At 40.4% G+C, this 20,052-nt stretch carries 17 protein-coding genes; 12 read left to right on the forward strand and 5 right to left on the reverse strand.

Features of this window, described 5'->3' with window-relative positions; translation table 11 throughout:
* Nucleotides 1-17: 17 nt before the first annotated feature.
* Genes moaCB through AC4MBN_RS03555 form a run of 5 tightly spaced genes read left to right on the forward strand, consistent with a single transcriptional unit; the run spans nt 18 to nt 4,300 of the window.
* Entirely contained in the window at nt 18-941 is a 924-nt protein-coding gene (gene moaCB / locus AC4MBN_RS03535) for a bifunctional molybdenum cofactor biosynthesis protein MoaC/MoaB (protein ID WP_491880674.1), read from the forward strand.
* Nucleotides 941-2,170, forward strand: coding sequence for a molybdopterin molybdotransferase MoeA (locus AC4MBN_RS03540; RefSeq protein WP_491880675.1), 1,230 nt, complete (start codon nt 941-943; stop codon nt 2,168-2,170). The genes moaCB and AC4MBN_RS03540 overlap by 1 nt, the downstream gene beginning before the upstream one ends.
* Nucleotides 2,171-2,185: 15 nt before the next feature.
* A complete protein-coding gene (gene modA / locus AC4MBN_RS03545; protein WP_491880676.1) occupies nt 2,186-2,947 on the forward strand; it encodes a molybdate ABC transporter substrate-binding protein in 762 nt (253 codons plus the stop codon).
* A gap of 26 nt (nt 2,948-2,973) precedes the next feature.
* The gene (modB, locus tag AC4MBN_RS03550) at nt 2,974-3,657 is read left to right on the forward strand and encodes a molybdate ABC transporter permease subunit (RefSeq protein WP_323713860.1); all 684 of its coding nucleotides are present in this window, start codon (nt 2,974-2,976) and stop codon (nt 3,655-3,657) included.
* A 1-nt stretch (nt 3,658) separates the two neighbouring features.
* Nucleotides 3,659-4,300 carry an ATP-binding cassette domain-containing protein gene (locus tag AC4MBN_RS03555; protein WP_491880677.1) on the forward strand — a complete coding sequence of 214 codons (642 nt, stop codon included), beginning with the start codon at nt 3,659-3,661 and terminating at the stop codon, nt 4,298-4,300.
* Here AC4MBN_RS03555 and AC4MBN_RS03560 read toward each other — a convergent pair.
* The 3 genes from AC4MBN_RS03560 to AC4MBN_RS03570 all read right to left on the reverse strand — a co-directional run bounded on the left by AC4MBN_RS03560 (nt 4,290) and on the right by AC4MBN_RS03570 (nt 9,584).
* Nucleotides 4,290-6,842, reverse strand: coding sequence for a bifunctional diguanylate cyclase/phosphodiesterase (locus AC4MBN_RS03560; protein WP_491880678.1), 2,553 nt, complete (start codon nt 6,840-6,842; stop codon nt 4,290-4,292). The two genes, AC4MBN_RS03555 and AC4MBN_RS03560, sit on opposite strands and share 11 nt — an antisense overlap.
* A gap of 150 nt (nt 6,843-6,992) precedes the next feature.
* Nucleotides 6,993-8,579 (reverse strand): sensor domain-containing diguanylate cyclase, encoded by a 1,587-nt coding sequence (locus AC4MBN_RS03565; RefSeq protein ID WP_491880679.1) that lies wholly within the window; start codon nt 8,577-8,579, stop codon nt 6,993-6,995.
* A 507-nt stretch (nt 8,580-9,086) separates the two neighbouring features.
* Entirely contained in the window at nt 9,087-9,584 is a 498-nt protein-coding gene (locus AC4MBN_RS03570) for a Dps family protein (RefSeq protein ID WP_004783133.1), read from the reverse strand.
* A 664-nt stretch (nt 9,585-10,248) separates the two neighbouring features.
* Between AC4MBN_RS03570 and katE the strand changes: the two genes are divergently transcribed.
* From katE to AC4MBN_RS03605, 7 genes are all read left to right on the forward strand, one after another.
* Complete coding sequence (gene katE / locus AC4MBN_RS03575) at nt 10,249-12,372, forward strand: catalase HPII (protein WP_491880680.1); 2,124 nt, start codon at nt 10,249-10,251, stop codon at nt 12,370-12,372.
* Between the two features lie 57 nt (nt 12,373-12,429).
* Nucleotides 12,430-12,639 carry a hypothetical protein gene (locus tag AC4MBN_RS03580; RefSeq protein ID WP_419363143.1) on the forward strand — a complete coding sequence of 70 codons (210 nt, stop codon included), beginning with the start codon at nt 12,430-12,432 and terminating at the stop codon, nt 12,637-12,639.
* Between the two features lie 51 nt (nt 12,640-12,690).
* Entirely contained in the window at nt 12,691-13,674 is a 984-nt protein-coding gene (locus AC4MBN_RS03585) for an acyl-CoA dehydrogenase (RefSeq protein WP_419363145.1), read from the forward strand.
* Nucleotides 13,662-14,447: a PIG-L deacetylase family protein gene (locus tag AC4MBN_RS03590; protein WP_491880681.1), complete on the forward strand. Its 786-nt coding sequence runs from the start codon at nt 13,662-13,664 to the stop codon at nt 14,445-14,447. The genes AC4MBN_RS03585 and AC4MBN_RS03590 overlap by 13 nt, the downstream gene beginning before the upstream one ends.
* A complete protein-coding gene (locus AC4MBN_RS03595) occupies nt 14,437-15,051 on the forward strand; it encodes a class I SAM-dependent DNA methyltransferase (protein ID WP_419374322.1) in 615 nt (204 codons plus the stop codon). The genes AC4MBN_RS03590 and AC4MBN_RS03595 overlap by 11 nt, the downstream gene beginning before the upstream one ends.
* The gene (locus AC4MBN_RS03600) at nt 15,048-15,761 is read left to right on the forward strand and encodes a glycosyltransferase family 2 protein (RefSeq protein ID WP_491880682.1); all 714 of its coding nucleotides are present in this window, start codon (nt 15,048-15,050) and stop codon (nt 15,759-15,761) included. The genes AC4MBN_RS03595 and AC4MBN_RS03600 overlap by 4 nt, the downstream gene beginning before the upstream one ends.
* Before the next feature lie 204 nt (nt 15,762-15,965).
* Nucleotides 15,966-17,213, forward strand: a complete 1,248-nt coding sequence (locus AC4MBN_RS03605; protein WP_491880683.1) for an MFS transporter — start codon at nt 15,966-15,968, stop codon at nt 17,211-17,213.
* A gap of 31 nt (nt 17,214-17,244) precedes the next feature.
* On the opposite strand, the gene AC4MBN_RS03610 is transcribed toward AC4MBN_RS03605, so the two are convergent.
* Entirely contained in the window at nt 17,245-18,678 is a 1,434-nt protein-coding gene (locus AC4MBN_RS03610) for an alpha,alpha-trehalose-phosphate synthase (UDP-forming) (RefSeq protein WP_491880684.1), read from the reverse strand.
* Between the two features lie 13 nt (nt 18,679-18,691).
* Complete coding sequence (gene otsB, locus AC4MBN_RS03615; RefSeq protein WP_491880685.1) at nt 18,692-19,516, reverse strand: trehalose-phosphatase; 825 nt, start codon at nt 19,514-19,516, stop codon at nt 18,692-18,694.
* Between the last annotated feature and the right edge of the window lie 536 nt (nt 19,517-20,052).

Below are 20,052 nucleotides of genomic sequence, written 5' to 3' on the forward strand. Positions count from 1 at the left end.
AACTATAGGAACATGCAATGAAAAATGTCGGGATGAAAGCAGAAAGTTATCGGACTGCAGTAGCTACAGGGATTCTACATGCACCGCCACATTGCATTGAGTTATTACGAAATGGCAACACGGAAAAGGGTGATGCACTAAAGACAGCTCGCATTGCCGGGATTTTAGGGGCCAAACGTACTGATGAACTGATTCCACTGTGTCATCCCTTACCAATTTATCGTGCTGACGTGGAATATGAGCTGTTTGATGCGCATGTCGAAATTATTGCCACAGTAGAGACTATTGGTCCAACTGGTGTGGAAATGGAAGCCTTGACTGCCGTCAGTCTGGCAGGATTGACCTTATACGACATGCTCAAACCGCATTGTGAACCGGAAGATCTATGTCTGGATCAATGTAAATTGCAAAAGAAAAAAGGTGGTAAATCGCATTTTACCCGTGTCTTAAAAGAAGCATTGCCAGCATCCATCATTGTGCTTTCAGATACAGTCGCGGCCGGTAAAAAACCGGATACAGCAGGGCAAAATGTCCTAGAAATATTACAAGAAGCCAATTTTGAAAATATTGCCTATCAGGTAATTCCAGATGAGCCTGAACAGTTATTGTCATTGGTTCATCAACAGAAAAATGATTATCCATTGATTTTAACTGTGGGTGGAACAGGCCTAGGTCCTCAAGATCTAACGGTTGAAACTTTACAGCCTTTACTGAAACGGGAAATTCCTGGACTCATGGAAGCTTCACGCAGTTTTGGACAGAAACGCACGCCGTATGCGGCTTTAAGTCGTGGCGTTGCTGGCTATATTGATAACAGTTTGGTAATGACTTTACCGGGCAGCCGACAGGGCGCCAAAGAATCTTTAATTGCTGTACTACCAGCGTTGGTACATTTATTTGATGTGCAAAAAAATATTCCACATCAAGGCGGTTATCAATAATGTCTGGATGCGGAGCAGAACATGGTCTGATTACAGTAGATCAGGCTTTGGAATTAATTTTGCAGCATACTCAAGTGTTAGCAACTGAACGACTGAAGTTAGATCAGGCCCTGAATCGTTATCTGGCAGAGGATATTTATTCTGGGATTAATCTACCGTTATTTTCGCAAAGTGCCGTAGATGGTTATGCGTTATGTACCCAATCTGCAATTCAACCAGAACGCGAATTCCAACTGATTGGTGAAATTCGGGCAGGACAACAGGGTGAACTGCAACTTCAGGATGGTCAGGCACTCAGGATTTTTACTGGCGCTAAAATTCCGCTTGGGACTACTACGGTCGCACGTCAGGAAATTGTTCAAGTGATTGATTCATCCAGAATCAAAATTACGGAACAACTTAAAGTTCATGCCGATATTCGCGATGTGGGCGAAGAAATTTCAGTCGGGCAATTATTGGCCAATAAAGGTCAGCAGCTGTCAATCGGTGCAATTGCTTCTTTAAGCATGGCGGGAATCAATACTGTTGAGGTTTTTCAATATCCTAAAGTGGCTGTAGTTATTACAGGTGATGAAGTTGCTGAAAGTATAGAAGACTTTGTAGCGGGTAAAATCTTTGATGCCAACGGTCCCTTGATTGAAGCCTGGTTTCAGCAAGTCGGGCAGCAGGTTGAAATTTTTCATGTTGCAGATACTGAGGCGGCAGTACGGAATCTTATTCAAGAATTATCTGTAAGCCATGACCTGATTTTAACCACAGGCGGTGTATCTGTCGGAGATTATGATTTCATTCGGCCTGTAGCACTAAATTTAGGTTTCGACCAGATATTCTGGAAAGTAAAACAGAAGCCGGGCAAGCCGATGCTCTTTGCCCAGTTACAGCGCAATGATAGTTCACATTGTTATCTGCTGGGTTTGCCGGGCAATCCCGCAGCAGTGTATGTCGGCATGCAGATCTACACTGCAACTTTATTAAATGCCTTACAAGGACACAAATCTCAGCCGAACTGGTTTAATGCTGTACTCACCCATGATCTGAAAATGGATGCTAGAGAACGTTTTTTAAGAATGTCCGCCAGTTTTGAGCAATCGGTTTTACAAGTTAAAAGTCTGTCCAAACAGCAATCACATATGCTGAGCAATCTCATGCAGGCCAATTGTCTGGTTCGAATTCCGGCAGGGAAAAGCCTGAAAGAAGGGGATATTGTTCAAGGCTTATTTATTCACTGATGAGGGTAGATGCACATGAAAAAATCTCTGTTTTTAACCATGTGCATTGCCACGATGTTGTCCTCAGTCCATGCAGGAACAGTCAAAGTTTACGCCGCAGCAAGTCTAAATAATGCTGTGACCGAAATTTCCAGGATTTACCAAGCTCAACATCCACAAACTAAAATTATTTCCGTATTTGGTGCATCTTCTGCTTTAGCCAAACAGATCGAAGCAGGAGCCAGCAGCGATCTATTCTTCTCGGCTGATCAGGACTGGATGAATTATCTGGTACAGAAGAAACTCATAAATTCCAGTTCAGTTCATCCCATTCTGTTAAATCAGTTAGTGGCGATCAGCCCGAAACATCTGATTATTCATTTTAAACCCCAGTCTAATTTTAATTTTGCCCAGTCCTTTAAAGGTTATGTATGTACCGGACAAATGGAATCAGTGCCTGCCGGGAAATATGCCAAGCAAAGTCTGACCAAACTGAACTGGTTAAATGGCTTGAAAGGACGAATTGTTGGAACGGATGATGTGCGCTCGGCTTTGGCTTTCGTCGAACGAGGTGAATGTGAAGTTGGGATTGTCTATAAAACTGATGCCTTGATCAGCCGAAAAGTAAAAATCATCGGTACTTTCCCAGCAAATTCACATAGTCCGATTGTCTATCCTTTAGCTTTGACACGGCAAGGCGCACAGAATAAAGAAGCAGTTCAATTTGAGCAATTTATAGGAGAAAGTGCTCAGGCCAAAGCCATCTTTCAAAAATATGGATTTAGGCTGAACCCCTAGACAATGGCTGGAGAAATAACTGCAAGATGTTAAGTCCAGAAGAACTCAGTGCGCTCTACCTGTCTGCCAAGGTGGCCAGCTTTGCGACCTTATTTTGCTTACCTTTTGCAGTAGCATTGGCTTGGGTTTTGGCCAGATATGAATTTCGGCTTAAGTTTGTGGTTGAAGCATGTTTGCAATTGCCGATGGTGCTGCCACCTGTGGTCTTGGGTTATCTGCTTCTGGTGCTGTTTGGCAATCAAGGCATGATTGGCCAATATCTCAATACACTCGGGCTGCAACTGGCATTTAACTGGAAAGGAGCAGTACTAGCCTCGATGATTGTCGCATTCCCATTGATGGTGCAACCGATCCGTTTATCATTTCAGCTCATGAATCAACAACTCGAACACATTGCAGGTTCATTGGGCGCAGCACCGTGGAAAGTGTTTTGGAGTATCAATTTACCTCTGTCAATTCCCGGTATGCTGATTGGCAGCATCTTATGTTTTAGCCGAAGTCTGGGTGAGTTTGGCGCCACCATTACTTTTGTGGGCAATATTCCGGATGAAACCCGCACTATCCCCATCGCAATTTATTCCTTACTGCAACAACCGAATGGTGAGGAAATGGCGATGCGTCTGGTGGCTTTATCTATTTTCTTGGCATTTATTGCTTTAATTGCCAATTATTTTATTTTGCAAAACTATCAACGGAAATTGGGAGGCTGAAATGTTGAAATGTAATTTTCATTATCAACAAGCCGATTTCGGGTTGAATATTAAACTGGAAATGTCGCAGCAACTGTTAGGAATCGTGGGTACATCTGGAAGTGGAAAAAGTACTTTGCTTAAAAATATTGTCGGGTTATTGAAACCTGACCAAGGATATATTCAGTTTAATCAGCAGGATTTAATCAATACAGAAAAGAAAATTAATATTCCAATGCATCAGCGCAAGATTGCATTAGTTTTCCAGAATGCTTTGCTGTTTCCACATATGAACGTGCAGCAGAATCTATGTTATGCAGAAAAACTGGTATCTAGAGCAGATCGAAAATTCCAGTTTGAAGACATCGTAGAATTATTGGAATTAAAGCCTCTAATTTATCGCAAAGCACACCAACTCTCAGGTGGGGAAGCGCAGCGTGTCTCTATTGGTCGAGCATTATTGTCTTCACCAAATCTGTTGCTACTAGATGAACCTTTAACAGGCCTGGATCAACAGTTAAAACAACAGATTTTACCCTTCCTAAAACGGATCAAAGACGAGCTAAATCTACCTATGATTTATGTGACCCATCATTTAGAAGAGTTAGCTTACTTAGAAGCTGAAACTGTACTGCTCAAACAGGGCATATTAATCAGGAACTGATCAACTCCAATTGATTGAGTCGGGCAGGTTTTGCATAGTAAAAACCTTGCAGATAATCACAATGATGTGACTTTAAGCACTCAGCCTGTTCAGGATTTTCAATTCCTTCCGCAACAACTTCCAGATCCAGCTTATGCGCCAAGGTAATCATGGCTTCAATAATGGCCTCATCTCGTGGATTGCCGGGTAAATGCTGGACAAAGCTACGATCCAGTTTGATCTCATCGATCGGAAGACTACGTAAATAACTTAAACTCGAATAACCAGTGCCAAAGTCATCCACCGACACTTTAATGCCCAAAACCCGGACATTTTTTAAGATATCAATCGACTTATCACCGCTGGCAATCAGCATGCTTTCAGTCACTTCGAGTTTTAGTAACTCATGCGGGAAGTCAATTTCCGCCAAGAGTTGCTGCAGATCACTCAGGAACCCACTTCTTTTAAACTGTAAAGGAGATAGATTGACAGCAACCGAAATTTGAGTCTCATGTTGCATATTCCAGGCTTTAACTTCCTCACAAGCCTGTCTAAGTACCCATTCGCCAATCGAGACGATTTGACCGGTCCTTTCTGCAAAAGGAATAAAATCGGCAGGAGAGATAAAGCCTTTTTCTGGATGTTGCCAGCGAATCAAAGCTTCCAGACATTTGACCTTGCCTGTTTCACTGTCCAGAATCGGCTGATAAAACAGTTTAAACTGCTGTTCATGCAGAGCGACCATCAGTTCATGACGAAGCTGTACATAATCTACCTTCGGTAAAGGCTCTTTCGTGAAATTATACCAGTGCCAGGTATTACCCCCTTCGGCATTGGCGTCACGCATTGCATCTTTAGCAGCATTGATAAACTGCTTAACACACTTAATATCCGGGTCAGCATCAGCGACACCAATACTGGCACTCAGATGAATGTCATAACCATCTACGTGAAAAGGCTGAGATAATCCAGCGATGATTTCTTCGGCACGTATAGCAACTTGCTTGAGATCAGTCATTTGAGTTAATAAAATTGCAAACTCATCCCCTGAAAATCTGGAAATCACATCTTCAGGCTGCAGATTTTGACTCAGACGATTGCCCACCAGTTTTAAAATTTTATCGCCAATATCATGACCGAGGCTTTGATTCAAAGGTTCAAAATCATCCAGATCCAGATATAAAAGCACCAGATTTGCAGAACCTGTCTGAGCTAAATGCAGTTTTTCCTGTATCACTTCTTCAAACAGCTTATTGTTAATAAAGTCGGTTAAATGGTCATGTGATTCCTGATAAGCGATTAGTTCTTGCTGGGCAACATGCTGACTCACATCCTGTTGAATGGCAATAAAATGAGTGCATTTATGATTTTCATCAAAGACCGGGCCGAGATTCAGCTTGTTCCAGAACCAGTGTCCATCCTTACGATAATTTTTCAGGACAATCTTGATTTCAGATTTATTCTGAATGGCTTCGCTGATTTGCTGGACGCTTTCCGCTGAAGTATCGGGTCCCTGCAAGATGCGGCAATTTTTCCCTTTGAGTTCTTCCAGGCTATAACCGGTAATCTGCTCAAAGGCCGGATTAACATATTCAATAGGCTGGTCATTTTCTGCCGAGGTTAAAATAATGCCATGCGGATTTGCATCGACACTACGTTTCATTAATCTCAGCATTTCATTGTTTTGATAGCGTTCAGTAATATCGCGTGCCACGCTAAAAATACCGACAATTTCACCATTCACTTTAATTGGCAAAAAAGTTAAATCGAGCCAGTATTTCTGTCCTGCCGAGTTATGTGCCTGAACTTCAAGGTGTCCAGTCAAACCATGCTTGGCCTGCTCAAAGGCTTCTAAGGCAAGAGGGCGATGCTCTGGTTCAATAAAATGGTCAATTTTAGTTCCGATATGCGATTTAACACCAACCTCATTAAAAAATTTGGTGGCCAGATTGGCATCTACAATATTGCCATCCAGATTATGCTCAAAAATTGCATCGGGATGAAAAGAGAAAAATGACTGATATTTATCTTTGAGCTGATTTCGTTTTTTGCGTTCTTCATACAGCTCAAAAGTTAAGGCGATCAGCGAAGCTGCATATTGCAGCAGGTCAATTTCATTGGGAGTAGGAGACTTGATCGAACGATAATAAGTACCAAAAGAGCCAAAAAGTTTGCCACTCCCGTTGGCAATTGGTACCGACCAGCAGGCTCTTAAACCATTTTGTTTAACCAGATCTTTATATGCGACCCAGTTCGGATCATTGAGTAAATCCTCACAGACCACTAAACGACGATGATATGCAGCTGCACCACAAGCGCCAACATTCGGGCCGATTTTTAGATCTTTTAAAGCTTCTACATATTCTCTGGAAAAATAGGCTGGTTCTTTTATTAAATTAAGCGTTTGTTCCTGTTCCGAATACAACATGACAGATACCAGTGCATCCGGGATTTTGTCCCCTAACCATGCGGTAATCGCATCTATGATATCCTCTAAGGCAGCAGCTTGACCAATCAGATTAAAAATCTCTTGGCTGGTGCCTCCATTATAAAAAGAAGTCATATTGTATCCTTAAGTATAAACCTCTATATAAACCTAGAAGTATTAGAGAAATTATACTGTTTTTTTGAATAAAAGATCTAAACCCCATAACACAATAACAAAATAATATATTTAAATTATCTACTTAATAACTGTATAAAAATATTATTACTAGGCACTTTTTTCACCTGTCACCACACGATTTCTCCCTAAATGTTTAGCTTGATATAAATTCGTATCTGCTTGTTTTAAAACTTCTTTAATATCGGAAGAAGTTAAAGGCCAGTGTGCAATACCGAGTGAGGCAGTCACTACACCAACTTCAAGTAAATAAGTCGATGCCAGTTTATGTCTTAATCTTTCAGCAACTTTAGAGGCTTGTGAAATCTCTTTGACTGGCGCAAGAATAATAAATTCTTCACCACCAACGCGACAGCAAATATCCTGTTCGCGAAAACTTTCCCGAATAAATCCGGCAACTTTGGTTAATACCACATCACCCATATCATGCCCATGACGATCATTGATTTTCTTGAAATAGTCAATATCCAAAACCACCACAGCAAAATAAGTTTTATTGCTAATTAAATCATTTAAAAATAGTTCAAAGCCACGACGATTATAAAAGCCGGTTAAAGGATCGGTTAAAGTATCCTGTTTAAGTTCTTCAATCTCCTGATTAAAAACGTTTACACTAGATAATAGGGACTTCTTGAATTTAAAAACTTCAAAATACCAAGGCTTAATATGATTAATCTTTTCAGTGATACCTGGATCATTCAAATGACTTGCCATTTTGGCAAGATCATTTAATGGAGAGGTAATAAATTTTGAAATACGCCAGATGATTAAAAAGATAATAATATAGATAACAAAAATTGTGCCAATCACTTTGTAGGCAAGAAGACGGGCTTGGGCGAATAAATCTTCTGTAGGCTGCTGAAACACCACGGTCCAGTTAGTCGTAGGAATTTTTGCAAAACTTGCTAGTTCGCTAACTCCCATATCGTTGTTTAATTTTATTTTTCCTGAGCTATGAGACTCCATATAAGCTAAACCGGTATTGTGTTGGAATATTTTTCCAATTCTCTCTCTTTCTGGATGATAAATAATTTTATGTTCTTTATCAAAAACATATAAGTAGCTATTTTTATAACCATAATTTTCGCTTAAAAGTGTCTTTAATAAGGATTCTTCATGTAAATAGATAAACCCTGCAATAAAGCCTTGGTATTTATTATTCTGATCAAAGATGGGAAAACTAACCAGGACGACCAGATTACCTTTTAATGAATAATAGGGTGAGGAAATATAAGGCTTCTTTGATTCGAGTGATTTGCTAAAGCCCAAAGACCGGATAATCGCAACTTTATCTAATTTCAAGGTTTCAGGCGCATACTCGATGACATGGCCATCTGCATCGCTGATCAAAACACTGCTAAAAGAATTAGACTGTTGCATTAATCTGCTTAATTCAGATTTTAATAATTGCTCATTATGAAAGTCATTCTTAATAATATTGGTACTGAGGCTTAGGTCATTAAATATATTTTTAAAATATAAATCAGAAATAGAAGCAACTTTAGCTGCATACTCATAATTAGTTGCAAGAGAATTATTAATCAGTTGTTGTCGGTGAATTACATTGCTCACAATCAATGTAATTGAAAAAAGAATCACCAGGCTTACAAGTAAAAGGATTAAAATCAATTTACGTAAATTAAGTTTGAGTGAAATGAGCAACTTTTGAACACTCATAACTTAATCCCCTGAATCTTTCAGAAATACAAAATGTATACAATATATTTCAATAATTATATTGTGTGATGTAGTTCTCTATTTTAGATGAATAAGATTCAGTTTGTAAGCATTTTTGAAGCTTAATCTATTGCTTATTTTGTAAGCAGAAATGGTTTGGTCCATTTATTGAATATATTTAAAAGATATGGATAAGAGACTGAGATCAAAAAAAATAATGAAATACTGATTCAGTAAAAATTATATTTTTATAGTATAAGAAATTTTTATTTAAAAGCCAAATTATCTATCTAAGCTAATATAATTAAATAGAGAGTAAATAAAGATTTATTTATTCAAGAATGATTTTTAAAATGATAAATATTTATTCTTCAAAGCTTTAATCATAGAGTGAAAGGTGGAATAAATAAGTGCTCAAAAGGATATGACTTAAATTTGAGCACTTATTTATTTTAGAAAAAGCTAATTTTCTGATTTTACAGTTGTTTTCTCAATGAGAAAAATTAATTACTCTAAAGTACTTCTTAACATCCAGGCTGTTTTTTCATGCACATCAAGACGTTGCGTGATTAAATCTGCAGTCGGCTGATCATTGACTTCATCAACAACTTCAAAAAGATTGCGCGCAGTACGCGCTACTGTTTCATGAGCATTTACTAGTAAACGCAGCATTTCTTGGGCATCTGGTACACCTTCTACTTCTTTAATAGCAGTCAGCTTAACAAATTGCTGGTAAGTGCCGGGTGCGGCAAAGCCTAAGGCCCGGATACGTTCTGCAATCAGATCAAGAGCATTCCACTGTTCGGTATATTGGGTCATAAACATGCTGTGCAGACTATTGAACTGTGGTCCGGTGACATTCCAGTGAAAGTTGTGGGTCATTAAATAGAGGGTATAGCTGTCTGCCAATAATTTAGATAGACCTTCGACGATTTTGGCACGGTCTTCGTAAGAAATACCAATATCAATTTTCATAGCTTTAGCATTTTTTTCTGAAGAGCCCATGTTTTACTCCTTAACAATTTTGTAGAGAGATATCTTTTAAAATAGAAGTTTGCCAGTCATGGCTGAAAAGATAGGAAATCTTGGCAGCATGACCTTTTATATGAAATAGATTTTTGCCACTATTTAGATGTAGAAATAATTTAAGTACTTCTGAGTTATATAGTTTATAGGACGGGCAAAGATATAAGTTTAGGCGTTCTGTATAGCCTGGTGACAGGATTGTAACTGTATAAAGAAATTAATTTTGCCTTATAAAACTCAAATGTCTGGATCAGTTTTTTAAAAACTTGTTTTCATTTTTAGATGATTAAGCCTTTATTTCATGATTTTATCTTTTAGTAAAAACTATCAGCTTTAAATTTTTCGAACTTTGTGATCGTTACTCGGTAAAAAAAACTGTGTAGTTAAGAAAAATAACAGAACTGTGCCTTTATTAAACAAGCCACTACAAAGACTCAGCAATGTATTCGTCAAATCTCGTTATGTTAGGGATACAGACGAAATCAATAAAAAGATTTTCATACTCAGCAACAGCTCACTATATACAGATAAAAGTGGAACTTTATTTTTCTGTAAAAACGGCAAGATGTTGAATAAAACTCAAGCGAATTTGAGATAGGTAAAAAAAGACTTCACTAAACTCAAGATCAGCAAGGAAAATGTCATGAAAATTAAGGCGAACAGTCCAGCCACAGGTAAAAATGGTTTAGATAAGCAGAATACCAATAAAAAAAGTGAGCAGCTTGATGTATACCGTAGCGACTCAGCCGAACAGACACTGACTACCAACCAAGGTGTCAAGATTTCGGATAACCAGAACAGTCTAAAAGCGGGCGTTCGTGGGGCAACTTTAATGGAGGATTTTATTCTTCGTGAAAAGATTACCCATTTTGACCATGAGCGTATTCCAGAGCGAATTGTGCATGCACGCGGTGTTGGAGCACATGGTTTTTTTGAAGCTTATCCAGGCAATGAAAAATGGACTAAAGCCGGGTTTCTAACCAATACCGGTGCCCAGACTCCAGTCTTTGTTCGATTCTCTACAGTACAAGGTCCTCGCGGTTCAGCAGATACGGTACGTGATATTCGTGGTTTTGCGACCAAGTTTTATACGGATGAAGGTAACTTTGACCTGGTGGCCAACGATGCGCCAGTATTCTTTATTCAGGATGGCATCAAGTTCCCTGATTTTGTCCATGCGTTAAAGCCTGAACCACAAACCGAAATTCCATCAGGCGCATCAGCACATGATACTTTCTGGGACTTTGTTTCTCTTGTGCCTGAATCTGCACATGCGGTGATGTGGGCAATGTCAGATCGTGCTATTCCACGTAATTTACGCTCGATTCAAGGTTTTGGGGTGCATACTTTCCGTTTGATTAATGCTGAAAATAAAGCTGTCTTTGTGAAGTTCCACTGGACGCCTAAACAAGGTCTGACACAACTGGTATGGGATGAAGCGCAAAAACTGGCAGGTAAGGATCCGGATTTCCATCGTCGTGACCTGTATGAAGCGATTGCTTCCGGTAATTACCCGGAATGGGAATTAGGCGTACAGATCGTTCCTGAAGAAGATGAGATGAAATTTGATTTTGACTTGCTGGATGCAACCAAAATCATTCCGGAAGAACTGGTTCCAGTGACTCCAATTGGTCGTATGGTGTTGAACCGTAATGTTGATTATTTCTTCGGTGAAACTGAGCAGGTTGCTTTTTGTCCAGGTCATGTCGTACCAGGCATTGACTTTACCAACGACCCGCTACTACAGGCACGACTGTTCTCTTATACCGATACTCAATTAAGCCGCTTGGGTGGTCCAAACTTCCATCAGATTCCAATCAATAAGCCGGTTTGCCCATTCCATAACAACCAGCGTGATGGTCTGCATCAACGTCTTATTCACACCGGACAGGCCAACTACGAACCAAACTCGATTGATGACAACTGGCCGGCTGAAGCGCCAGGTGCGACTCAGGCAGGTGGTTTCGAAAGTTATCAGGAGCGTATTGACGGTCATAAAATCCGCCAGCGTAGTGAGTCTTTTAATGATCACTTCACTCATGCCCGTTTATTCTATCAAAGCCAGGCACCGCATGAGCAGAAGCATATTATTGATGCCTATGTCTTCGAACTGAGTAAAGTACAACGCCAAAATATCCGTGAACGTGAAGTTCTCGAAGTGCTGTGCAATATTGACTTGACGCTGGCTCAACAGGTCGCGGATCAATTGGGTATTGAAATCCCAGCTGAGAAAAAAGCTGCAAAACTGCCTGATGTTCTGATTTCTAAGCGTCTGTCTTTTGAAGCGTTTAAACCTGCCGATATTAAGGCACGTAAAATTGCGATTCTGGCACATGATAAAGCCAATGAAGCCAGTATCAAAGCTGTACAGGCTTGGGCTGAATCAGAAAGCGCTGTGGCTGATGTGTTAACACCTCGTCCAGGACCAGTTCTGAGCCAGCAAGGTACAGTGATCCCATCTGATGGTATGCAGAAGGCTGAACCTTCGATTGCCTATGATGCTGTAGTCATTGTCGATGGCGATAACTATGACATGGTGCTGAAAGATGGTATTGCGACCCACTATCTGCTTGAGGCTTATAAGCATCTGAAACCGATTGTCTTACTGGGAGATAAAGGTCAGCTGATTGAAGATCTAAAACTGATCAGTGATGAAGGTACTTTAGCAAATTCTCAATTCGATACTGTGCAAGATAGCTTCAAGACCTTGATCATGAATCACCGGGTTTGGGCGCGTGAATTGATCTCAGAAACTATTCCTGCATAAATACCATGAGAATAGAAGCTTCGGCTTCTATTCTCTATTTCAAGGGATAAAAAGTTTATGGCGAGACCAGATCCTAAAAAATTACTGGCACAGATGCAAAATGCGCAATGGAGCAGGGAGCAGGATATCTATCTGATCGAACATAACCATTTATCGATGAGTCAACTCAGAGAACAATTACCTTTTAGTGAAGAAGAAATTATGGCACGCCGTAAGGTACTAGGACTAATGACCCGTTTAAAACAGATGAAAAGACTTTTTCCTTAACTGGCTTTCATCAAATGACCACAATATCGATATTTTTGAGGAAGCACTTTTATGGACCTCAGTTCAATATTAGAAAGATTTAAAAATTCATCATTAGAACCTAAAGAAAATATTCAAACGACTTTGAAGGAACTGGTGCAACTTTCGGATCAGGTTCCTTTTCCTGCATCAGGGGAAACTTTAAAACGCTGGCAAATTTTAAGCCAGATCTCGGCAACCAATTTAAGTCTGGGCAAAATATTTGAGTCGCATCTGGATGCACTCGCAATTCTGCATGAATTAAATATTCCGGCAAATCCTCATCAGCTCTGGGCAGTCTGGGCAGCAGAAGGTGGGCCTCAGCCATTGCAGCTGGATGAAGGCAAGCTGACTGGCATCAAGACCTGGTGTTCCGCTTCTAGCTGGGTAGAGTCAGGCTTACTGACGTATCGGGATGAACAAAATCGCTCTCAGTTATTGATTGTAGATATGCAGCTGACCGGTATTCAGCATGATCATACTGTCTGGCAAGCTGTAGGGATGCAGTATACGTCAACAGCACAACTGGAATTTAATCAGGTCCCTGTCAAAAAAGTCGCTGATCCACATGCTTATCTGGATCGGGTAGGATTCTGGCATGGAGCAGCAGGCGTTGCTGCTTGCTGGTATGGTGCGACAGTAGCTCTTGCTGAATATCTGCAGCAGGAACAGTTAAGAAAACCACATATGTATAAAGCCATGTATCTGGGTGAAATCAGCCGTGATCTTTTAGCTACTCAGGCTTTGTTCTATCGGGTTGCAGAATTGATTGACCAGCAACCTAAATTTCCTCATCAACTTCAGATTCAGGCTTTGCGTGCGCAGGTTGAAGCTACTGCATTAAATGTGCTCAACCAGGTTGGAAAAGCGCTTGGCGCATCGCCTTATTGTACCAATTCTTATTTTGCCCAGCTCGCAGCAGATCTGCCGGTATTTATCCGTCAAAGCCATGCTGCTTTTGATCTTGAGCGTATTGGAGAACTAAGCGCACAGGAGGAAGAACTATGGGCACTTTAAAACATGACATTGTTGAAGACCGTGTGATCCATGGGGAAGGGACACGGGTGGATGAATGGCGTAACTGTGAAATACTGCAACAGATGCCAGAATTTGATATTTCCAGTGTAATTTCTGCAGATGCCAGAGTCTGTATTGTGGCACCGCATCCGGATGATGAAATTCTGGGATGTGGCGGATTGATGCAACGCCTGGATAAACTCGGCTATAAAATTGTACTGTTTGCAGTGACTAATGGTACGGCCAGCCATCCCAGTTCGAGCCTGTATACGCCAGAAGAATTGAACCAGATTCGTCCAGCAGAAACGCGTCAGGCTCTGGAAGAATTGTCCTTAGAACAGCCAGTTCTTCGGATTGCTTTGGATATTCAGGATGGAAAAGTGGCTGAGCAGCGAGATTTGCTCAAACAGCAATTGTATTCATATTTACAGCCTAATGATGTATTGGTCACGACTTTTGTTCATGATGGGCATCCAGATCATGAAATAACCGGGCAGGTCGTCCAGCAACTCGCCACTGAGCTACAGTTACCATATATTCAAGTTTTAATCTGGGCGTGGCACTGGGCCACACCAGGAGATACCCGAATTCCGTGGACGGTTGCACACAAACTCAGGCTGACAGATGAAGAATTAAAATGTAAAGCCCGAGCTGCACGATGTTTCAAAAGTCAGATTGAGAATGATCCGACGACAGAACAGGCACCGATTGTCCCTGAGCATGCATTAGAGCGTGTTTTACAGCCATGGGAGGTTTATCTGTATGAACAGTAAATCAACCTATGATCATGCCTATTTTGATGCTCTGTATGCCCTGAACCAAGGAGATCCATGGCATTATGAACAGCGCTGGTATGAACAGCGTAAACGTCAAATTTGTAAAGCGCTCTTGCCCAAACTGCATTTTGAATCTGCCATAGAAATCGGTTGCAGTAATGGCATGCTAAGTCAGGAACTAGCTCCACATACTGGAGAACTCATCTGTCTGGATGCTAATACGACAGCGATCCGGTTGGCGCAACAACGTCTGCAAGATTATTCTCATGTAAGTTTTGTCCAGGGCGTTGTCCCGGAAGACTTGCCAGAGCGTAAATTCCAGCTAATTGTGCTGAGTGAAGTTTTATATTATCTGGATCAAGCCGCTTTAGAGAAATTGACCCACTGGCTGCAGCACGCTCTTGATACAGATGGCTGTATTCTGGCTTGTCACTGGCGGGCACCGATTTCAGGTTTTAGTTTTACTGGTGATGATATTCACGATCATCTAAATGCTCACTTGCCTTATAAAAAATGTTCACAACTCCAGGAACCTGATTTTCTGATTGATGTTTGGATGAACAGTCCACAGTCTGTGGCAGAGCAAGAGGGCCTTAAATGAATAAAATTGGCGTGGTCATTCCTGCTTGTAATGAAGAAGCTTATATAGAACGCTGCCTGCTGGCCTTAAAAAAAGCACAATTTGAATTTTATCAATACCTTGGTTCATCAGGAAATATTCCCGAGATTAAGATTTTAGTTGTCTTAGACAGTTGTACCGATCAAACTGCGATCAAAGCGATGCAACTGGGGGTAGAAGTCATCAGTTGTGACTTTCGTTCGGTAGGTAAGACCCGTCATTTAGGAATTCAAAAAGTAATTAAACAAGGATGCGACTGGATCTGTTGTACCGATGCGGATTCATGTGTTCAGGAGGACTGGTTCAAAGCCATGTGGCAGCACCAACCCACTGATGCAATTTGTGGAGTCGTTGATGTCGATGAATGGAAAAATTTAAGTCTGGAAGCCCGACTGAAATATTTAGGCCACTATCAGGATAAAATGGGTCATCGGCATATTCATGGTGCAAATTTATGTTTTAAAACAAGTATATATAATGATTTTGATGGATTTAACCAGTTAGATTGTCATGAAGATGTCGACTTTGTTCGCCGTTTACAACAGGCAGGAGTCAACATTACCTGGTCCAATCAATTAAGGGTAACAACCAGTAGCCGTCTACGGTCAAAAGTTGCTGAAGGTTTCGCCTGTTTTTTACAAAAGCTTGAGTTACAGGAAGCAATGAAAAAACCGATCAGCGTATACAAATAAAACTATAAAATTATAAATTTTATACAATCAATTACTTGTAAAAAATTTAAAAATTCATCTCTAAAAGCTATTTCATTTAGAAAAATTCTGTTTATAATTCACACAAATTAAGCCCTGCTACTTATATTTTTCAGCTATAAGTCCGCGGGGTTTTTCTATGGATGATCGGTAATGGATGCCTGAGCTCTTTCTTTTGGAATGACAATGTTAAATTCACAGCTAATTTCTCGTCTTCAGTCTCCATCACCGTATCTCTGGCAGAAAATCGCCACTGCACTGTGTTTTTTTAGTCTAGGTTTTAGTACAGCTGCCTGGGCGCCATTAATTCCTTATGCGCAGCAGCGCTTATTGCTGAACCATGCTGACTTTGGTTTGCTTTTGCTATGTGCCGGAGTTGGCTCAATGCTGGCTATGCCGTTGGCAGGTCGTATGGCAAGCAAGTTTGGCTGCCGTGCAGTACTGGCTGTTATTCTGGCTGCATTTCTGTTCATCTTGCCAGCGCTAGCGATTAGTCCTACCAGCTTGATGATGGCAATTACCCTGTTTTTCTTTGGCGCCAGTGCTGGTGCTTTGGGGGTAACCGTAAATATTCAGGCTGCCCAGATTGAAAAACTCATGGATAAAAGCTTGATGTCGGGTTTCCATGGCGTATGTAGCTTGGGTGGTCTGGTTGGTGTATTGGGCATGACCACGTTAATGGGATTTGGTCTGGCACCTTTAACTGGCGCACTGGTCGTAAGTGTGATGTTGCTTGCGATTGCGATACTGGCAATTCCATTCTGCTTAGGTGGTCAGTCATCAACTACAGAAGAAACTAATACAACTACAGCAAAACCTGCGAAAAAAGCGCTACCAACATTCGCAATTTTAGGTATTGGCCTGATCTGCTTTGTATCCTTCCTGTCTGAAGGTGCAGCGATGGACTGGAGCGGTATTTATCTGGCAACTCAGTTTAACGTACCTGCAGCGCATACCGGTTTGGCTTATAGTTTCTTTGCTGGCTTAATGGTACTTGGACGTTTTAGCGGTCATCTGATCATTCAAAGCTTGGGTGAAAAAACCACTATCTTATTAAGTGCATTACTGGCTGCAGCAGGCTTATTCATGGTGATCTTTGCACCAGTATGGCAAGTCGTTTTAACCGGTTATGCGATCTTGGGTCTAGGTAGTGCTAACATCGTTCCGTTAATGTTCTCTCGTGCAGGTCGTCAAAAATCTATGGCTTCACATGTAGCATTATCCTATGTATCGGTATTTGCTTATACCGGTTCATTGATCGGACCAGCGCTGGTAGGTTTCGGTAGTGAAATTATTGGCTTGCGTTTAGTGTTTACAGTCATTGCAGGTGCTTTAATGAGTATTGTAATCTTGAACCATCTGACTGCCGGTCATAAAGAATCAGAAAAAGCAGAAGGTCTTATTGCCGGCCTAGACCACAAAACACCAGCATAAAGCTGGTGTTTTTTTTATAGGTTTCTAGATCTTAGGCATGCATATTGAACTGGGTTGAGATGCCTTTGGCCACTGGTCGATAAATTCGCAGGCTTTGTGATTTTTTCAGGTCCGACAGGAACTGATCACGCCAGCGAATGATATCGAAATTCTTCAAGCCTTGCTGTAAATAGCGATAACGTTCCAAACGTTCCGACTTCGGCATACGCAAGGCTCTTTTCAAGGCTTTGGCCATACTGTCCTGATCATAAGGATCGACCAGCAAAGCTTCTTTCATTTGCTCGGCAGCCCCGGCATATTTAGATAGAATCAATACCCCTGGATCTAATGGATCTTGCGCAGCAATATATTCTTTGGCGACCAGATTCATCCCGTCACGGATTGAATTCACCCAGCAAATATCCGCCTTACGGTAGAGCTGCATTAGGGCTTCATGGCCCAAAGTGTCATAGCTACAGTCAAAAGGCAGCCAGTTTGCATTGCCATGCTGATGGTTTAAATTCTGCACTGCAGCCTGGAACTGTTCATAGAGTTTTTTATAGCTGTTAACATCCAGTCGGCATGGGCAGGCAATCTGCAATTGCTGGAACTGATTTTTAAATTCAGGTTGTTCATCCAGCAACTCCTGGAATGCATGAATTTTCTCCAGTAGCCCTTTACTGTAATCAATCCGGTCAACCGAAATGATGGTCTTATGAGCATGTGCTTTATCCAGATCAAAGGGCAGGTCAGTGACTTGACTCTCAGCAGCCTGCTTCTGAATCTGCGCCGGGTGTACACCGATTGGATAAGCCTTCACATAAATCCGTTTAGACTGATAACTCAGGATTTCATCATTGCGATGCTGGATATTTAATACCTGTTCCAGGAAATCAATACAATTGGCCTGATAGCGTGGAGTTTGCAGACCGATGACATCAAAATCTGCCAGATGTCGAGCCAGTTCCTGATAAGGAGGTAGCGTTTGCCAAAGTTTCAGTTCCGGGAAAGGAATATGCAAGAAGAACCCAATCCGGTTACGCATGCCTAGTTTACGGCAGTAATGCGCAACACTCAGAAAATGATAATCATGAATCCAGATGATGTCATGCGGTGAAGCCACCTGTTTCAGGTGTTTGGCAAAACGCAAATTGACATCTTTATAGGTTTTAAAATCCTGCGGCTGATATTCAACACGTTGATGCTGGTCATGCATTAATGGCCATAGAGCATTATTAGAAAAACCACAATAATAACCTTGGTACTGGGCTTCGCTTAGTGCACTGGTATGATATTCCACATTCTGATGTTTCAGAATCTGAAATTTCTGTTCCTTGTTCTGGTCAACTCTGGAGCCATTCCATCCAACCCAGATACCGCCTATATCTTGCAATGCATCCTGCAATGCAACAGCCAATCCACCAGCCTTCGTACTTTCTGGGTTAGGTAGATTCACACGGTTTGATAACACAATGAGTTTAGACATGTGATTTCTCCAATCATTTTTGTTCTTGTACTTCAATTACATTTAAAAATTCTTTCATGAAGGTCTGAACTTGAGAGACGTTTTCCAGTCTGTACCGTGCTAAGGTCTGGCCAGAACCTACTTTGATTGAGCAGCCGTGCAGGGCATTAATGACCTTGAATCCGGCTTCATCGGTGAGGTCATCGCCAATAAACATGGGATAATGATCAGTGAGATGGTATTGCTGAATAATCTGTTGAATCGCTGAACCTTTATTAGCGCCTTTGGGCACCAGCTCAAAAACATACTTGCCAGCTTTTAACTCAAAGTCGGAAAAATGGTTGAGACATTCCAGCGCAAAAGCATGCACATGATCTTCTAGTTGAGGATGTTCACGAAAATGTAGCGCAACAGAATAATCTTTGACCTCAATACGCAGATCAGGGATTTGAGCTGCCTGTTCCTGAATATACTGTTTTAGGGCTTGTAGCTGCGGCTGATTTAAAGAGATTAATGTCTTTAAATCAGCTTGATAGATTAATTCCAGACCATGTGATCCAGCGATATTCCATTGCAAAGGGTAAATAAGTTTTTGAGCTTGTAAAATAGAACGACCAGTAACTAATATCAGCTGAATATATTGTTGTAAATTTTCCAATATATTTATAATTTCAGGATGAATTATACTTTTATCTGGATCTGGGTGAAATTCAGAGATTGTTCCGTCAATATCAAGAAATAAAACAACCTGATCTGTGTCCATATTCAGGTTGCAATCATTTAAAATCATCTTTGGCGATATATAAAAAGATGAGCTAGATGAATCTTCTAAATCTTGTTCCCTATGTATGCCTGACATAAATCCACCTAAGTGCATGATATAAAATAGATTAAAATTTAGAGTTAAACTGTGTGATTTTTAATCTAATTGGTTTTATAACATATTCTATTTTTTTAAATGGCTTTAGGCGCAGAAAAGAAACACTTTTGACATGTAAAGTTACTTTGTAAAATTTGGAAATATTCAGCAGAAAAGGTTGATATTCTTTATATATTTGTAAAATAATTTTTCAGTGATTTTTAATATATTAATAATGATATTTAAGGTTGTGCATATTAAGTGATTGAGTAATTTTGAGTGCTATAAATAAGATTATTTTGATTATTTAATGTAAAAAATGGTTTTGATTTATATTTTTTAAAAATTAATTTATCAGCTTTCTATTAAATAATAGGCATTAAATTAGAAATATTAAAAAACACATTTAATATAAAATAGGAATATAGCGCAGCCTATTAATTTTTTATTAGAGCCAATTTTGAAAGGAAGGATAAATTATAAAATCTTGGTGCTACAAAGAAGAGTTAGGGTTATATCATTGAAGAGACTAGGTA

Source organism: Acinetobacter sp. CAU_H_60, from assembly GCF_058599385.1.

What these genes read in the sequence shown, in the direction of transcription:
- moaCB (WP_491880674.1), top strand. Translation starts at nt 18, where the DNA reads ATGAAAAATGTCGGGATGAAAGCAGAAAGTTATCGGACTGCAGTAGCT.
- AC4MBN_RS03540 (WP_491880675.1), top strand. Translation starts at nt 941, where the DNA reads ATGTCTGGATGCGGAGCAGAACATGGTCTGATTACAGTAGATCAGGCT.
- modA (WP_491880676.1), top strand. Translation starts at nt 2,186, where the DNA reads ATGAAAAAATCTCTGTTTTTAACCATGTGCATTGCCACGATGTTGTCC.
- modB (WP_323713860.1), top strand. Translation starts at nt 2,974, where the DNA reads ATGTTAAGTCCAGAAGAACTCAGTGCGCTCTACCTGTCTGCCAAGGTG.
- AC4MBN_RS03555 (WP_491880677.1), top strand. Translation starts at nt 3,659, where the DNA reads ATGTTGAAATGTAATTTTCATTATCAACAAGCCGATTTCGGGTTGAAT.
- AC4MBN_RS03560 (WP_491880678.1), bottom strand. Translation starts at nt 6,842, where the DNA reads ATGACTTCTTTTTATAATGGAGGCACCAGCCAAGAGATTTTTAATCTG.
- AC4MBN_RS03565 (WP_491880679.1), bottom strand. Translation starts at nt 8,579, where the DNA reads ATGAGTGTTCAAAAGTTGCTCATTTCACTCAAACTTAATTTACGTAAA.
- AC4MBN_RS03570 (WP_004783133.1), bottom strand. Translation starts at nt 9,584, where the DNA reads ATGGGCTCTTCAGAAAAAAATGCTAAAGCTATGAAAATTGATATTGGT.
- katE (WP_491880680.1), top strand. Translation starts at nt 10,249, where the DNA reads ATGAAAATTAAGGCGAACAGTCCAGCCACAGGTAAAAATGGTTTAGAT.
- AC4MBN_RS03580 (WP_419363143.1), top strand. Translation starts at nt 12,430, where the DNA reads ATGGCGAGACCAGATCCTAAAAAATTACTGGCACAGATGCAAAATGCG.
- AC4MBN_RS03585 (WP_419363145.1), top strand. Translation starts at nt 12,691, where the DNA reads ATGGACCTCAGTTCAATATTAGAAAGATTTAAAAATTCATCATTAGAA.
- AC4MBN_RS03590 (WP_491880681.1), top strand. Translation starts at nt 13,662, where the DNA reads ATGGGCACTTTAAAACATGACATTGTTGAAGACCGTGTGATCCATGGG.
- AC4MBN_RS03595 (WP_419374322.1), top strand. Translation starts at nt 14,437, where the DNA reads ATGAACAGTAAATCAACCTATGATCATGCCTATTTTGATGCTCTGTAT.
- AC4MBN_RS03600 (WP_491880682.1), top strand. Translation starts at nt 15,048, where the DNA reads ATGAATAAAATTGGCGTGGTCATTCCTGCTTGTAATGAAGAAGCTTAT.
- AC4MBN_RS03605 (WP_491880683.1), top strand. Translation starts at nt 15,966, where the DNA reads ATGTTAAATTCACAGCTAATTTCTCGTCTTCAGTCTCCATCACCGTAT.
- AC4MBN_RS03610 (WP_491880684.1), bottom strand. Translation starts at nt 18,678, where the DNA reads ATGTCTAAACTCATTGTGTTATCAAACCGTGTGAATCTACCTAACCCA.
- otsB (WP_491880685.1), bottom strand. Translation starts at nt 19,516, where the DNA reads ATGTCAGGCATACATAGGGAACAAGATTTAGAAGATTCATCTAGCTCA.